General features: G+C 56.4%; 11 protein-coding genes and 1 pseudogene. 3 read left to right on the top strand and 9 right to left on the bottom strand.

All coding sequences use genetic code 11. The features are described from left to right. Positions 1-97 precede the first annotated feature (97 nt). A pseudogene (locus tag Q6A51_RS27420) lies at positions 98-1,084 on the bottom strand (methyl-accepting chemotaxis protein); the annotation flags it as partial. 329 nt (positions 1,085-1,413) lie between these two features. Here Q6A51_RS27420 and Q6A51_RS04520 point away from each other — a divergent pair. Continuing rightward, a complete protein-coding gene (locus Q6A51_RS04520; RefSeq protein WP_304574211.1) occupies positions 1,414-2,028 on the top strand; it encodes an OmpA/MotB family protein in 615 nt (204 codons plus the stop codon). Between the two features lie 43 nt (positions 2,029-2,071). Here the strand turns inward: Q6A51_RS04520 and Q6A51_RS04515 are convergent, their stop codons facing one another. Next, positions 2,072-3,985, bottom strand: a complete 1,914-nt coding sequence (locus Q6A51_RS04515; RefSeq protein WP_304574210.1) for a HAMP domain-containing methyl-accepting chemotaxis protein — start codon at positions 3,983-3,985, stop codon at positions 2,072-2,074. A gap of 149 nt (positions 3,986-4,134) precedes the next feature. Then, complete coding sequence (locus tag Q6A51_RS04510; RefSeq protein ID WP_201019760.1) at positions 4,135-5,811, bottom strand: sensor domain-containing diguanylate cyclase; 1,677 nt, start codon at positions 5,809-5,811, stop codon at positions 4,135-4,137. A 299-nt stretch (positions 5,812-6,110) separates the two neighbouring features. Between Q6A51_RS04510 and Q6A51_RS04505 the strand changes: the two genes are divergently transcribed. After that, positions 6,111-7,004 carry a LysR family transcriptional regulator gene (locus Q6A51_RS04505; protein WP_304574209.1) on the top strand — a complete coding sequence of 298 codons (894 nt, stop codon included), beginning with the start codon at positions 6,111-6,113 and terminating at the stop codon, positions 7,002-7,004. 15 nt (positions 7,005-7,019) lie between these two features. On the opposite strand, the gene Q6A51_RS04500 is transcribed toward Q6A51_RS04505, so the two are convergent. Then, the gene (locus tag Q6A51_RS04500; protein WP_201019762.1) at positions 7,020-8,660 is read right to left on the bottom strand and encodes a methyl-accepting chemotaxis protein; all 1,641 of its coding nucleotides are present in this window, start codon (positions 8,658-8,660) and stop codon (positions 7,020-7,022) included. A gap of 662 nt (positions 8,661-9,322) precedes the next feature. Between Q6A51_RS04500 and Q6A51_RS04495 the strand changes: the two genes are divergently transcribed. Next, on the top strand, positions 9,323-10,231 hold the full coding sequence (locus tag Q6A51_RS04495; protein WP_304574208.1) for an AraC family transcriptional regulator: 909 nt from the start codon (positions 9,323-9,325) through the stop codon (positions 10,229-10,231). Between the two features lie 196 nt (positions 10,232-10,427). Here the strand turns inward: Q6A51_RS04495 and glmS are convergent, their stop codons facing one another. From glmS to atpD, 5 genes are all read right to left on the bottom strand, one after another. Continuing rightward, the gene (gene glmS / locus Q6A51_RS04490) at positions 10,428-12,263 is read right to left on the bottom strand and encodes a glutamine--fructose-6-phosphate transaminase (isomerizing) (protein WP_201001364.1); all 1,836 of its coding nucleotides are present in this window, start codon (positions 12,261-12,263) and stop codon (positions 10,428-10,430) included. A gap of 9 nt (positions 12,264-12,272) precedes the next feature. Continuing rightward, a complete protein-coding gene (locus tag Q6A51_RS04485; protein WP_201001365.1) occupies positions 12,273-13,040 on the bottom strand; it encodes a DeoR/GlpR family DNA-binding transcription regulator in 768 nt (255 codons plus the stop codon). 133 nt (positions 13,041-13,173) lie between these two features. After that, positions 13,174-14,541, bottom strand: a complete 1,368-nt coding sequence (gene glmU, locus Q6A51_RS04480) for a bifunctional UDP-N-acetylglucosamine diphosphorylase/glucosamine-1-phosphate N-acetyltransferase GlmU (protein WP_201019764.1) — start codon at positions 14,539-14,541, stop codon at positions 13,174-13,176. Between the two features lie 109 nt (positions 14,542-14,650). Beyond that, positions 14,651-15,076 (bottom strand): F0F1 ATP synthase subunit epsilon, encoded by a 426-nt coding sequence (locus Q6A51_RS04475; RefSeq protein ID WP_025262613.1) that lies wholly within the window; start codon positions 15,074-15,076, stop codon positions 14,651-14,653. A gap of 44 nt (positions 15,077-15,120) precedes the next feature. Then, entirely contained in the window at positions 15,121-16,497 is a 1,377-nt protein-coding gene (gene atpD / locus Q6A51_RS04470; RefSeq protein WP_201001367.1) for a F0F1 ATP synthase subunit beta, read from the bottom strand. Between the last annotated feature and the right edge of the window lie 26 nt (positions 16,498-16,523).

Here is a 16,523-nt window from a genome sequence, read left to right as displayed (position 1 = left end):
CAATCTGGGTCACGCCATCACGAATTCCGGTAATCAGCTCACGCAGCGTGGTGCCCATGCGCTGGATGCCTTGTTGCAGCACGCCCAGTTCGTCGCGACGAGTCACCACCATGGTGTGGCTCAGGTCGCCCGAAGCAATGCGGTTCACGACTTCCAGGGTTTCCTGCAATGGGCGGGTGATCTGGCGAGTAATGATGATGGCCGCAAAAACACCGAGCAGCAGAGCAACCAGCGCACCGATGAGCTGGAGGCTGCGCGCCTGGGAAGTGTCTCGCTCAACCAGCGTTTTTTGCATGGCGTTAAGCTCGGTGCCCACTTTGAAGATCTCATCCCCAAGAGCGGTCATTTCCTTGCGCGTGGCATTGATGGCGCTGTCCGCGTCCTTGAAGCCCTGCACAGAGGTCTTGTAGGCACGCAGGGTTGTTTCCAGTTGTGCGACCTTGTCGCCATGGGTCGCATTGAACGCAGCCTTGAGTCTGTCGACACCCGCGATGCTCGCCTCCAGTTGCTGGAATGCTGCCTGCTCGGTCTTTTCCGTCGTATTGCCGGTATAGCCGCGCACTTCGTAACGCACCAGTTGCACGTCCATACGAGCGCTTGCAATCAGTTGCAGCAGATCGGAACGCGCAGGATCGGAAGCGTCCATCTTGACTACGGACTCATTGATCGCAGAAATGAGGTCACTCGCCCTGGCTGCCGTTACTCCCATTTCCGCACGCACAGTGGCGCTGTTGCGATAGGCCGTGCGCATCTGGTTCAGAAGTTTTTCGTAAGCATTGAGCTGATCGCCCAGGCGCTCCAGAAGCTTTGCATTCGCCGGGTTGGTGAAGTTCTTCAGGATGGACTGCCGAGTGTTCTTGAAAGTATCCAGTTGAGTCTGAACATTCTGTGCAGCGGTATCGTCACCATCGGCGAGCATGTACTGCAAACGGGCCACACGCAGCACCGTCAGCTTGTTACCCAGCTCGGTGATATCGCCGATTCTGTCGGTGCGATAGATCAGCTTGTCGAGGCCGTTCCAGCCGACAAGGGCCAGCAACGCGGTAAAAATCAGAACCAGGCCAAACCCCAGAGCCAGCTTCATGTTGACGCTTATATTTGCAAAACTGCTGTTCATAAACTCTCCGTGATGTTCTTTCGATGCGCCCATGCAAAAGCTGAAGGTTTTATTTTTTTAAGCAGCAGAGTTGCGCGATAGGCGTATCGGCCTGCACGACCACAAACTTGATCAAAAAGTCAGGAGTCGGGTTAAAAAAATTTCTGGAATGCAGGCGGGGCAAGGCGCGCTTCAGGTTTCAGCGGCTCGAATTTGCTTCCACATAACCGCTGTAGGAGCGAATTCATTCGCGAACAACGGCATTGAAGGCGATAGATTTTCTTTGAATGTAAGCCGACGCCGACCTGAACCCGTTGGTGATTACTAAAAACCTGACACAGGTTCATCAGCCGGATCAGCCTGGCCAGTTACTGCTCGTGGCCCCGACAAAAATACCTGCCGAACCGGAGCCCGCTCCTGAGCCAGTCGCGACCTCAGCCACGGCAGAAGCCATCACCGAACCCGCTGCAATCGAACCGCCGCCACCACCCTCTCCTGCGCCCACTGTCGATGACCTGCTCAAGGAACTGCCTCTGGACAAACTGGGTGATGACATTGAGGTTGTCACCAACGAAAGCACAGTCAGCTTTCGCATCAACAGTGAAATCCTTTTTCCTTCCGGCCAGTCAGACCTCAATCTGGGCGGCCTGAAGGTTCTGCAACACCTGATTCCCGTACTCGAAAGCGTCTCGCACAAAGTCATCGTTACGGGCCACACCGACACGCAGGACATCCGCAGTTCCCGATTCCCTTCCAACTGGGAACTCTCCAGCGCCCGCGCAGGCAGCGTGGTGCGTTACCTGCAGAGCAACGGCATCAAAGGCAATCGGCTTGCGGCCGTGGGCTATGCAGACACCCAGCCCCTGGGCGACAACCATACTGCCCAGGGGCGTGCAAGTAATCGCCGAGTAGAACTGGTGCTGGAACGCTGAGGATAAAGTTACCCACAGCCAGGTTATCCACAGGTGGACCGGATCACAGCTTGAACTTGCGCACCAGTGTTTGCAGATAACCGCCAAGGCGTGCCAGTTCGACGCTGGAGGCGGCCGTTTCTTCGCTGGCCGCAGAGGTCTGCTCGGAGATTTCACGCACATTGATCACGCTGCGATTGATCTCTTCTGCCACAGCGCTCTGTTGCTCGGCGGCAGCAGCAATCTGGTGGTTCATGGATTCAATGGCCGACACCGAACGGGTAATGCTGCCCAGCGAAACGCCAGCGCGGCGAGCCAGATCGACGCTGCTGTCTGTCAACGAGCGACTGCTTTCGAGAATACTGGAGACCTGCTGCGTGCCGCCTTGCAGCCCGATGATCAATTGTTCGATTTCTTCGGTCGACGCCTGAGTGCGTTGCGCCAGGCTGCGCACTTCATCGGCCACCACCGCAAAACCCCGACCGGCTTCACCGGCACGGGCTGCTTCAATGGCCGCGTTGAGCGCCAGCAGGTTGGTCTGTTGCGCCACGGACTTGATGACATCGAGCACAGTGCCAATCTTGTCGCTTTCCTGCTTGAGGCTCGTCATTGCCGAAGTGGAGTTACCGACCTCGCTGGCCAGTCGCTCGATCTGTTCGATGGCCTGCCCCACGACGCTATCACCTTCACGGGCTTCTCGCGTGGCGTTGACTGCTGCATCGGAAGCTTGCTCGGCATTGCGCGCCACCTCCTGAACGGTAGCGGTCATTTCGTTCATGGCAGTCGCCACCTGATCGGTTTCGACTTTCTGGCTGTTGACGCCGGTGCTGGTCTGCTCGGTAACTGCCGAAAGCTGCTCGGCAGCACTGGCAATCTGTACCACACCATCGCGCAAGCCGCCGATCAGTTCACGCAGATTAAGCGTCATGCGCTGCATGCTGCTCTGCAACAGGCCCAATTCATCACGGCGCACCACTTTCAGATCGTTACTCAGGTCGCCATTGGCAACCAGCTCGGCACTGCGCAGGGTTTCCATCAGCGGGACAACGATCAACCTGGTGATGACCCAGGCTGCCAGAATGCCAAGCAGCAAGGCACCCAACGCAGCACTGCCCAACACATTGCGCGCACTCAGAACATCGGCAGCACGCTGATCGGCCTGATTTTGCGCCAACTGATTGCTGGCCACGAACAAGGCCTTGATATCTTCGTTGAGCGCCGACTGGGCCTTGTTAGCCGACGCCTGGGCATCACTGAACATCCCGACGACCGAGCGGTAAGCCGTCAGCGCAGCCTGAAGTCGCTGCACACTGTCGGCCTGGGCACCAGGCAGAAGCTGACCGAGTGTTTTCGCGTAGGCACTCGCCTGATCGATAGCCTCTTTGGCAGGCTGTTCAAGATCCGCCCTCAGACTGTAGGTGTAACCGCGCAGTTGGAAACGCGCCTGTTGAACCAGCCTCTGCTCTTTATCCACAGCATCGCGCAGCGCCTGATCGCCGGAAGCAACGCTGGCTTCAAGCTTTGTCAGCTCGGCCAACGCTGCATCGGAGTGATTGCCAAAAACCGCTCGGGTCGCCTCACGGGCCTGAATGGCCTGGGTGAAGTCGCTGAAGTGTGCCCGATAGCGTTTCACCGACTCGTTGGCCGATTCGATATGTGGAACATTGTGTGGCGAATTGAAGGCCGAGCGGCTTTGGGCAAGGTGGCTATCAAGGCTGTCCAGCATCTTGACCACTGCTGCTGCGTGTTCGGCATCGAAAGTGATGGTGTAAGACAAGCGTGCGATACGCATGTCCCTGGCCAGTTCGTTCAGCTTGGCGATATCCAGAATTCTGTCACTGCGCTCACTTAACGATGTGATCCCCGACCAGCCAGTCAAGGCAATCAATATCGTCAGTACCAGCACCATGCCAAAGCCCAGCGTCAGTTTTGATCTGACACTGATGTTTTCCAGAACCCCGTTAACCGCTGCAAACATTGCCCCGCCTCCACGCCAACAAAGTCAGCATTTGAAGGTCTTATTACCTTCAAATGACAGTTGGCAAGGCAGTGTATCGGTTGAACAAGGTAAAACTGAACAGGCATCTATACGGGAGACAGAAGCCGGCGTGAATTCACCGGCTGGTGCTATGTGGATATCTGCACATCATTCATGCTGGCATTGCGGGCAACCCGGTTTCGACCCGCCAGTTTCGCATGGTAGAGCTGCTGATCCGCACGCTTGATAAGTGCCGTCGTATTGGCATCGGTTGATTCGGACAGGCCGATACCGATGCTGACAGTGACCTGCCCGACCAGAGCAAAATCTGCATCGGCGATGGCGGCACGGATCTTCTCGGCGACAATGTCCGGGCTGCCCTGATTATCGAACTGCGGCAACAGCACCGCAAACTCCTCGCCGCCGTAGCGGGCAACGAAGTCTGTGGAGCGAGTGTTCTTCTCAATGAGTTGAGCCAGTTGGTACAGGACTTCATCACCGATGGCATGGCCATAAGTGTCATTGATCCGCTTGAAGTGGTCGGCATCGATGAACAGCAAGGCGAACGGGCGTCCGGTCAATACAAAGCGCTGGCTGCACTCGATCAGTTTTTCATCGAACAGACGCCGGTTATACACACCCGTCAGCGCATCGTGAGTCGCCAGTTTCAGCAACTCGGCATTGGCTTCGGTGAGGGCTGCCGTACGTTGCGCAACCGTGACTTCCAGCGAACTGTTGGCATCCTGCAGTTCGCGCTCCTTGCCCAGCAAGGACTGAGTCATGTTCTGTATCGACTGGCCGAGCTGGGCAATTTCCAGCACGGGATGGCTGAGAGGGAAAACCACGTCTGGCTGCTGATCCTGTACCTGCCTGGCTGACTTTGCCAGTTGCTCGATCGGCCGGCTGAGGTACAGCGCCAGATAGTAAGCCGCCAATCCAAAGGCGACGGCGGCAATAAAGCCCAGCACGAGCAACCTGTAAAACAGGCTATGTGCGGGTTGCAGAGCCTGAGCCAAGGGCTGGCGAACCGCAACATACCAGGCCAGCCCTGAAATCGTCGGGGTTGGCACTTTTACAACGCTGGTCAGAAAACCATCGCCCACAAACCATCCCGGCTCCGGTGACTGAAGCAGTTCAGGGTGTTTTTCTCCGACACGCTGCTGTGGATAAAGGACATCACCCGCATGATCGACAATCAGCACTTCGATATTGTTCAGCATGTCTTCGCGCAAGACTGCCGCCTCGACAATCCTGGCCATCCAGCTCCAGTGCGCATGGGCGCTCAGCACCCCCACCACCGCGCCATCGGCATTACGGATGGGCGAGGCAAAATCGATGAAGCGCAGAGGTTCGCCACTGGGGTTGGGCAGCAACTTTGCCAGCAAGACCGCCTCATGAGGGTCGCCGGTGTAGGAACCTTGCAGACCCGCCTTGAACCAGGGGCGCTCCTTGACCGATAGGTTGACCAGAAGCCCATTCACGGCCTGCCTCACCCGCCCTTGTGTATCGGCAACGCCCATCCAGGCATATTCGGAATGGGACTGGCTGCGCAGCTCCATCGACCGCAGGATAGCCGGGTCGTCCAGATTGCCGCTCATCAAATGGGATTCCTGGCTGAGCAGGTGCATTTCCAGTTGCCGCTCATAGAGCTGCGCGCCCAGCAATGCAGCAGCCGATTTGGCGGTACTTAATGAAGTATTGGCACTCGCCTGTTTCATCTGTTCGGTAGCGATATGCCCGACATAGAAACCGACACTCAAGAGCGTGAATAACGACAAGCCCGCACACCATAAGGTCAGGTGACTACGGAGACTGGCTTTGATCATGGGTGGGCATCTGATGGTGAGAATAGTGGCATGTTATGCCGAATATGACGGCCAAAGGGCAAGGAAAAAATTTGCTCGGAACAACCGTCAAGAAGGGCGTTACCGGCCCATGAAACTGCAACGGTTCAAGGGGATTGGGTCGTCCTGCAAACGGGCTGTCGCAGATTCATGAGTAAATCTCATGACTGTATTCGCCGGAACCACATAGTCCTGCTCAAGCGACTGGTTTACCTTCCCTACATTCGAGGTGATACAAGGCTCCTCACTCTTTTTGCGCTCCCGATAAAACGGATTACTGAATGCCACCGGAAAGCTTCAACGATCTATCTGCTTTTACCGTTGTCGCAACCGAGCGCAGCTTCACCAGAGCCGCTGCAAAGCTGGGTGTATCCCAATCGGCCCTCAGCCATACCATCCGCAATCTTGAAGCACGGCTTGGCCTGCGCCTGCTGACCCGTACGACCCGCAGCGTCTCACCGACCGAAGCAGGCGAACGTCTGTTGCGCACGGTGAAGCCACGCTTCGAGGAAATAGAGTCCGAGTTGGCAATCCTGACGGAAGATCGCGAGAACCCGGTCGGCACTGTCCGCATCACGGCCAGCGAACACGCCTCGATCACCATCATCTCGCCGGCGCTGATAAAGCTTCTTCCCCAATATCCGCAGATCAACGTCGAGGTGAACATCGATTCCGGCCTGGTCGATATCGTTGCCGAGCGCTATGACATGGGCGTACGACTCGGTGACCGGGTCGCCAAGGACATGATTGCAGTCAGAATGAGCCCTGACCTGCGCTGGGTTGTCGTCGGGGCGCCGTCTTACTTTGCAAAACACCCACGACCGCAGATACCTCAAGACCTGACGGCCCATAACTGCATCAATATCCGCTTTCCTACCCACGGCGACCTCTTTGCCTGGGACTTCGCCAAAGATGACCAGGAACTCAAGGTCAAGGTTGGCGGGCAACTGACCTTCAACAGCGTGGCCCTGCGACTGGACGCGGTACTGGCCGGGCTCGGGCTTGCGTACCTGCCAGAAGACCGGGTCGAGCAATTCATCGCCGAAGGAAAACTGATTAACGTCCTGGACGACTGGTGCCCGACCTGCCCCGGTTATCACCTCTATTACCCGAATCGCCAGTACTCTTCATGTGCGTTTTCTTTGGTAGTCGAGGCGTTGCGATATCAGGGGTGAACCTCGTCCGCCCCTTTAGATAGCGACGGCCTTGGTACGAAAACGCCGTAGCTGGCCATTCAACCCCACAGCAAGTTCGGACAGTTGCTGGCTGGCGGTGCGCGTCTGCTCGGCTCCGGTAGCGGTCTGTACCGACAGGTCGCGAATACGCACCAGGTTGTGATCAATCTCACGGGCAACCTGAGCCTGCTCCTCGGCGGCGCTGGCAATCACGAGGTTGCGCTCATCGATCCCGTTGACGGACTGGGCAATGGCTTCCAGCGCAGTGCTGGCGGCCTGAGCCTGTTCCCGGGTCTGCTGTGCCTGATCGGCGCTGGTCAACAAGGCTTCAACGGTCTGGCCGGTGCCTTGCTGGATGCTGCCGATCATGGTTTCAATCTCACGAGTGGATTCGCCAGTACGCTGAGCCAACGCCCGCACCTCATCGGCGACAACGGCAAAGCCACGACCTGCATCACCGGCACGTGCCGCCTCGATAGCAGCATTGAGCGCCAACAGGTTGGTCTGATCGGCCACAGAGCGGATCACGTCCAGTACCTGGCTGATATTGCGGGTCTGCTCTGCCAGTTGCCGGGCCTGAGTGCTGGCACCGAGGACATTTTCTGTCAGCACCTCGATAGCCCCAAGGGTATCGCCCAACTGGCGCTGCCCCTGACGTGCCGACTCCGCTGCCTGACGCGACTCGGCAGACGTGGTCGTCGCGTTGCCTGCAACCTCATCCACCGCCTGGCTCATTTCGGTCACGGCAGTAGCCGCCATCTCGATCTCACTGTTCTGCTGTTGCAGGCCCTGAGCGCTTTCCTGCATGACCGTGGTCATCTCTTCGGCGGCAGAGGCAAGCTGGGTCGCAGACTGACCGATATGCTCCAGCGTGTCGCGCAACTGGCCTTGCATCTGATGCATCGCCTGCAAAAGCTGCGCAGCTTCATCGTGGCCGTGGATATCCAGACGCTGGGTGAGGTCGCCATCGGCAATCTTGCTCGCGGCGGCAACGGCCTGGGAGATGGGACGCACAAGGCTGAGTGTCAGACGCCAGGCCAGCAAAAGAGTCATGCCGAGCGCAGTCAGGATTGCGATCCAGGTGATGGATTTGGCCTGACTGTAAGCAGCACCTGACTCCTCGGAAGATGCCTGAATACTGGCCTGATTGATTTTGCTCAGCGTTGCGGTGCGTTCGTTCATCTGAATGCCGAGTTGCGCCATGCTCGTCTGCATGATCTTGCGGGCATTCTCGATTTGGCCGGCAGTGATCAGGTCAGCTACCTGGTTGGCATCACGCAAATAATCACGATGAATCTGGCGCAGAGTGTCCACGGCCTGGCGCTCTGCATCGGAGTCCAGCAACTGTTGGTAGCGATCCAGACCTGCCTTGACCTCAACGCTCAGTTCTTCGATTTTCTTGCGCGTCGTCGCCAGAGTGGCCGCATCGGGGATAGCCAGCAGGCGTAATGATTCGATGCGGGTACGGGCAAGTTTCAGGGCGATATTGTCAGCTTCAACGATGCTGGGCACATCATTCGTCTCCATCCGGATGCCTTGCTTACGAATATCGGAAAGCTGGAGTAAACCAAAAAGTCCCAGCCCGGCGACAAGCGCCGCAAGAACGCCAAAACAGATAAGACTACGTGTCGCGATTTTAAAACTACGAAGGTTCATGATGGGCTCGCATCAGGCCTGCCAATCAATGAGTCAGCAGACTGCTATTGGGTTATTTAGTACATGGTCAGACAGAGAGCTGAACGCAGGCAGGCAAAGGGGAGAAGTGCAAAGCTCCCATTCGCCCAATGGACGCTGTTTGCTTAAACTCTTCGATCACGATTAAAACCGGGTCAATATTCAGGTTTTTTCATGACATTAAAGCGTCACACTTTCCATTGCCGAACTTTAATACTTTCATAGTTCCGTGAGCGGCTCACCCGGCATCGACGGGGTGCATTTCAGCACATTCGCCGAGGAATCATAGTGTCCCTGAATACAAATTTCAGTGTCCGCAGACTCCAGACACGCCAGAAAACTTAACACTTCATTCATCACGGCGCAGTGTCCACGAACGCTAAAAACATTGTGCGCGCCGCAACTCCACACGCCTGTAAAATAGGGTGATAATTCTAAAATTCTTTCTTCAATCACTCATTTCAACAATGTTGATCGGGCAAGGCTTGGCATGATCTTTCATGTTTGGCATTCTCACTAAAGATTTCACTTAGAAGCTCGCTATGCCTACTCTCGCTGCCTCTTGTGCCCAGGTAATCCTACGCCTGGCTACCACCCTGTCTGCGCCATCCATGGAGTTTCAACGATTTTATTCGGACGTAGAGATGAGCGTTCAGGAAGGGTCAAGGCTCAAGGTAACAGAGGCATCCCGCCTGGTTGCGGCAATCACTGAAGAATCCGGTGATCCCGAGACAGGATTGTATTCCTACGGTTTATTCCAGCCCGGCCAATTGAACTCACAGCTGTACGCAATCATGTCCAGCTCAACCCTGGGCGAAGCGCTAAAGACGATGGGTCAATACTCCGTCCTGCTATCAGATGGTATGCCTGTCTCCGTAACTGAAGACGCAGAGACCCTGACCATTGAGTTTCTTCGCCTGGAATCGGTCAACGTTAACAGACAGTACATTGACTGCTGTCTGTCCACACAGGTGGCTTTGACGCATTGGTTATTGCCGTGGGACAAACCCATCCCTGTGGCAGCAGCCTTCAGTTACAAGCAACCGGAAGACTGCACAATGCTGGAGTCTTTTTTTGGAAACAACTTAACGTTCTCCAGCGACATCAACAGAATAAGCTACTCCCTGACCGACTGCGCGCGCCCCTTGAGCACCGCCAATCCGGCATTGAAAATACATCATTTGAATTACACCAATGAAGAGCTTTCTCTGCGCCAATATAGAATTTCCCCCATTGTCAGAAACCATATTTTTGTCTCCTTATCTTCGGGTAACTTGATGTCATTGGCCCAAGTGGCGCTCAAAATGAACTTAAGTACACGAACGCTTCAAAACCGACTCGATGATGAGTCTACGGGCTTTCAAAACCTTCTGGATGAGTGCCGACGGGAACTGGCGGACCAGCTTCTTTGCTTTACAGAGGCAACGATAATCTCCATCGCTGAAAAACTGAGCTTTCGCGACAGCAGCAGTTTTCACAAAGCCTGTAATCGCTGGTTTGGCTGCCCACCGGGGTTGTATAGAAGTAAAAGTCTCAGGAAGGCGGTTCACTGAGAATCAGTGAGTCGCACCTTGTATGGTGAGATGGAAGACACGGCTGTCAGCGACACCCGCTGGAGGAGTGGTTGGGGATAACTCTTGGGGTGTATCAACTCTGTGGGTCTTAGCCTGGAAACTCTATAAAAGAGCTTCCAGGCTGTGATGGTTTTATTGCTGTGGACCCATCATGGTTTTACCATCTGTGGATAACTCACTCCACAGTCACAGACTTCGCCAGATTCCGCGGCTGATCAACATCCGTACCTTTCAACACTGCCACGTAGTACGAGAGCAATTGCAGCGGGATGGTGTAGAGGATCGGGGCCAGGGCATCGATGATGTGTGGCATGGCAATGACGTGGGTGCCTTCGCCGTTTTTCATGCCGGCTTGCTCGTCAGCGAACACCACCAGTTCGCCGCCGCGTGCGCGGACTTCCTGAAGGTTGGATTTGAGTTTTTCCAGCAGTTCGTTGTTGGGCGCGACGGTGACTACCGGCATGTCGTTATCCACAAGCGCCAATGGACCGTGCTTGAGTTCGCCGGCCGGGTAGGCTTCGGCGTGGATGTACGAGATTTCCTTGAGCTTGAGGGCTCCTTCCATCGCTACCGGGAACTGCGCGCCACGGCCCAGGAACAGGGTGTGGTGCTTCTCGGCAAATAGCTCGGCGACTTTCTCGACGGTGCTGTCCATGGCCAGTGCCTCACCCAGACGGGTCGGCAGGCGACGCAGTTCTTCGACCAGTTCGGCTTCGACACCTTCATCCAGTGTGCCTTTGACTTGCCCAAGGGACAGGGTCAGCAACAGCAGGGCAACCAGTTGGGTGGTGAATGCCTTGGTGGAGGCCACACCGATTTCAGGACCGGCCTGGGTCAGCAGGGTCAGGTCCGACTCGCGGACCAGCGAGCTGATGCCGACGTTGCAGATCGCCAGGCTTGCCAGGAAGCCCAGTTCCTTGGCGTTACGCAGTGCGGCCAGGGTGTCGGCTGTTTCGCCAGACTGGGAAATCGAAACGAACAGGGTGTCCGGTTGGACCACAACCTTGCGATAGCGGAACTCGCTGGCCACTTCGACCTGGCAAGGAATGCCGGCCAGACCTTCGAGCCAGTAACGCGCAACCATACCGGCATGATAGCTGGTGCCACAGGCCACGATCTGGACATTGCGGACCTTGGCGAACAGTTCGGCAGCTTGCGGGCCAAAAGCATGAACCAGCACTTGTTGCTGACCCAGACGGCCTTCCAGCGTGCGCTGCACAACCTTGGGCTGCTCGTGGATTTCCTTGAGCATGAAGTGGCGATATTCGCCCTTGTCGGCCGCTTCGGCGCCTTCGTGGTATTGCACGGTTTCACGAACCACCGGCAGACCATCCACAGTCCAGATCTGCACGCTGTCGCGACGGATCTCTGCGATATCGCCTTCTTCCAGATACACGAAGCGGTCGGTTACCTGACGCAATGCCAACTGGTCCGATGCCAGGAAGTTTTCACCAAGGCCCAGACCAATCACCAGCGGGCTGCCGCTGCGAGCAGCCAGCAGACGATCCGGTTGTTTGGCGCTGATAACCGCCAGGCCATAAGCACCGTGCAGTTCCTTGACTGCCGCTTTCAGGGCGTCGGCCAGATCAGGGGTGTCCTTGAGCTTGTGGTGCAGCAAGTGGACGATGACTTCAGTGTCGGTATCGGAAACGAATACGTAACCCAGGCCTTTGAGGCGCTCGCGCAGGGCTTCATGGTTTTCGATGATACCGTTGTGGACAACTGCCAGTTCGTCAGCTGAAAAGTGCGGGTGTGCATTACGCTCGCAAGGCGCACCGTGGGTGGCCCAACGAGTGTGAGCGATACCTAGGCGACCGTTCAGAGGCTCGCCTGCAAGTGCTTGCTCCAGCTCACTGACCTTGCCCGAACGGCGACGACGCTCAAGGGTGCCTTCATTGCTGAAAACGGCTACACCTGCGCTGTCATAACCACGGTATTCAAGACGTTTTAGCCCTTCCAGCAGAATGGCTGTGATACTACGTTCAGCAACGGCGCCGACAATTCCACACATGGTTCTCTCCTAGCTGACAGCGGCACAAATCAGGGTAATGCCGCGGGCTTTTATCTGTTCGCGTGCCTCGTCGGGCAGGCGCTCATCTGTAATAAGGGTATGGATACTGCTCCAGGGCAGTTCCAGATTGGGAATCTTGCGACCGACTTTATCGGCTTCAACCATGACGATCACTTCGCGGGCGACTTCAGCCATGACCCGACTCAGGCCCAGCAACTCATTGAAGGTCGTGGTACCGCGAACCAGATCGATGCCATCAGCACCGATGAACAATTGATCGAAATCGTAGGAGCGCAGAACCTGCTCGGCTACCTGTCCCTGAAAGGATTCGGAGTGCGGGTCCCAGGTTCCACCGGTCATCAACAGCACCGGTTCATGCTCAAGCTCAGCCAGAGCGCGGGCCACATTCAGGGAGTTGGTCATCACGACCAGACCCGGCTGATTCCCAAGCTCGGGAATCAGCGCAGCAGTGGTGCTGCCACTGTCCACAATGATCCGCGCATGTTCGCGAATCCGCGACACTGCCGCACGGGCAATGGCTTGCTTGTATCTGGAAACAGGCTGACTGCTCTCGGCAATCAGTTCCTGAGGCAAGGTGATAGCGCCACCGTAGCGGCGTAACAACAGACCGTTGCTTTCAAGAGCAGCCAGATCCTTTCGGATCGTAACTTCTGAAGTTTCAAAATGCCTGGCCAGATCATCGACACTGACTTCGCCCTGCTCATTGAGCAAGGCGAGGATATTATGGCGACGTTGGGGTGTATTGCGTTTCGACATTTTGGCTTTAAGTTTCGATTCAAAAGATAACGAAAGCAATAAAACCCTATTATCGGAAGATGGTCAACCCGTAGGAGCGAATTCATTCGCGAATGGAGCTGTTTCGCGAATAAATGCGCTCCTGTGGATAACCTTATGGTTTCTTGACCTTCACCGGGCGCTTCCAGCCTTCGATGTTGCGCTGGCGTGCGCGAGCAACGCCCAACTGTTCGGCCGGAATGTCCTGAGTGATGGTGGAACCTGCGGCAGTGCTGGCTCCTGAAGAGATATCCACAGGCGCGACCAGCGAGTTGTTGGAGCCAATGAATACGTCTTCGCCCAGAATGGTCTTGTGCTTGTTGGCGCCATCGTAGTTACAGGTGATGGTGCCTGCACCGATATTGGTTCTCGCTCCGATCTCGGCATCGCCCAGATACGTCAGGTGCCCGGCTTTTGCGCCGTCCCCGAGGTGAGCATTCTTGAGTTCGACAAAGTTACCCACATGGGCCTTGGCACCCAGAACGCTGCCTGGACGCAGACGGGCGAATGGACCGGCATCACTGCCCTCGCCCAGAATCGCGCCTTCGATATGGCTATTGGCTTTGACCACTACGCCTTTGCGCAGGGTGCTGTCCTTGATGACACAGTTCGGGCCGATGACCACGTCATCTTCAATGACCACGCGACCTTCAAGGATCACGTTGATATCGATCAGCACATCACGACCGACAGTCACTTCACCGCGCACGTCGAAACGTGCAGGGTCACGCAGGGTCACGCCGGCAGCCATCACACGACGGGCCTCACGCAACTGGTAATGACGCTCCAGTTCCGCCAATTGCTTGCGGTCATTGGCGCCCTGCACTTCCATCGCGTCGTGGGGCTGTTCCGTGGCAACCACCAGGCCGTCACTGACCGCCATGGCAATCACATCCGTCAGGTAATACTCGCCCTGGGCATTGTTGTTGGACAGACGTCCAAGCCAGTCAGCCAGGCGCTTGCCGGGCACCGCAAGAATACCGGTGTTGCCTTCATTGATCGCTTTTTGAGCTTCGCTGGCATCCTTGTGCTCGACGATGGCACAGACCCGATTCTGTTCGTCGCGCACGATACGGCCGTAGCCTGTCGGATCGTCCAGGGTCACGGTCAGCAGGCCCAACTGCTCGGGTGTGACCAGAGCCAGCAAGCGCTGCAGGGTCTGGACTTCAATCAGCGGTACATCGCCGTAAAGAATCAGCACAGTGTCGGCGCTCAGTTCAGGCACTGCCTGGGCGACTGCGTGGCCAGTACCGAGTTGCTTGTCCTGCATGACGAAATTCAGATCATCCGCCGCCAGACGTTCGCGCACGGCATCGGCGCCATGGCCGATCACTACATGAATACCGTTTGGGGATAACTGTCGTGCGCTGTGGATAACATGGCCAAGCATGGAATTACCTGCCACAGGGTGCAGGACTTTAGGCAAGGCCGAACGCATCCGGGTACCTTGGCCAGCGGCAAGAATAACGATATCGAGAGACATGAGGACTACCAACTGAGCGGTAACCAGCCCGGAACGGGCTGATCCTGAAAAAAGAAAAAGGGTAGCCGAGGCTACCCTTTTACTCAATCGCGCATTGAAACCAGCGGGGTTAGCCGCCGAACTTCTTGCGAATTTGCTGAACGGTGCGCAGCTGAGCTGCAGCCTCGGCCAGACGAGCAGTCGCAGATCCGTAATCGAAGTCCGCGCCTTTTTCGTTCAGGGCCTTCTCGGCAGCCTTGACGGCGGCCTGAGCAGAAGCTTCGTCCAGGTCGGCAGCACGTTGCACAGTATCGGCAAGCACCTTGACCATGTTCGGCTGAACCTCGAGGAAACCACCGGAGATGTAGAACACCTCGGCTTCCCCACCCTGCTTGATCAAGCGGATCGGGCCCGGGACCAGATTGGTGATCAGAGGCGCGTGGCCTGGAGCGATACCGAGATCACCCAGGTTACCGTGCGCAATCACCATCTCGACCAGACCGGAGAAGATTTCCCCTTCCGCGCTGACGATGTCGCAATGGACTGTCATAGCCATTTGCTTGCCTCAACCTGATTAGCGCCCGTTGCCGGGCGCCGGGATTACAGTTTCTTGGCTTTCTCGATCGCTTCTTCGATGCCGCCGACCATGTAGAACGCTTGTTCTGGCAGGTGGTCGTAGTCACCGTTGAGGATGCCTTTGAAGCCAGCAATGGTGTCTTTCAGGGAAACGTATTTACCCGATGCACCAGTGAAGACTTCAGCCACGAAGAACGGCTGCGACAGGAAGCGCTGGATCTTACGAGCACGGTTTACCAACTGCTTGTCGGTTTCCGACAGCTCGTCCATACCCAGGATCGCGATGATGTCTTTCAGCTCTTTGTAACGCTGCAACACGTACTGAACGCCGCGAGCGGTGTCGTAGTGTTCCTGGCCGATGACGTTCGGGTCCAGCTGGCGCGAAGTCGAATCCAGTGGATCTACCGCTGGGTAGATACCCAGGGAAGCGATGTCACGGGACAGTACGACAGTTGCGTCCAAGTGGGCGAACGTGGTCGCTGGCGACGGGTCGGTCAAGTCGTCCGCTGGTACGTATACCGCCTGGATCGAGGTGATCGAACCGTTTTTGGTGGAAGTGATGCGCTCTTGCAGAGTACCCATCTCTTCAGCCAGGGTCGGTTGGTAACCTACTGCGGAAGGCATACGGCCCAGCAGTGCGGATACTTCGGTACCGGCCAGGGTGTAACGATAGATGTTGTCGACGAACAGCAGAACGTCGTTACCTTCGTCACGGAACTTCTCGGCCATGGTCAGGCCAGTCAGAGCAACGCGCAGACGGTTTCCCGGTGGCTCGTTCATCTGACCGTAAACCAGTGCCACTTTGTCCAGAACGTTGGAGTCCTTCATCTCGTGGTAGAAGTCGTTACCCTCACGAGTACGCTCACCCACACCGGCGAACACGGAATAACCGCTGTGCTCGATGGCGATGTTACGGATCAGTTCCATCATGTTTACGGTTTTGCCTACACCGGCACCACCGAACAGACCGACTTTACCACCCTTGGCGAACGGGCAAACCAGGTCGATAACCTTGATGCCTGTTTCCAGCAGATCGTTGCCACCTGCCTGTTCAGCGAAGGACGGCGCAGGACGGTGAATGCCCCAACGCTCTTCTTCACCGATAGGACCGGCTTCGTCGATCGGGTTGCCAAGGACGTCCATGATCCGGCCCAGAGTCGCTTTACCGACTGGTACGGAGATGGCTGTGCCGCTGTCGTTGACGTTCAGACCGCGCTTCAAGCCTTCGGTCGAACCCATTGCAATGGTACGAACCACGCCGTCGCCCAGCTGCTGCTGAACTTCGAGAGTGGTTTGCGCGCCTTCTACACTCAGCGCGTTATAGATACTCGGTACGCTATCGCGTGGGAATTCCACGTCGATCACGGCGCCGATGATTTGAACGATACGTCCGCTACTCATTAGCTGGTTCCTCTAATATTTGAACC

The sequence above is a fragment of the Pseudomonas serbiensis genome (genome assembly GCF_030580745.1).
Classification (GTDB): Bacteria; Pseudomonadota; Gammaproteobacteria; order Pseudomonadales; family Pseudomonadaceae; genus Aquipseudomonas; species Aquipseudomonas serbiensis.
Note: the sequence above shows the minus strand (reverse complement) of the source record. Positions and strands in the feature narration are given on the sequence as shown.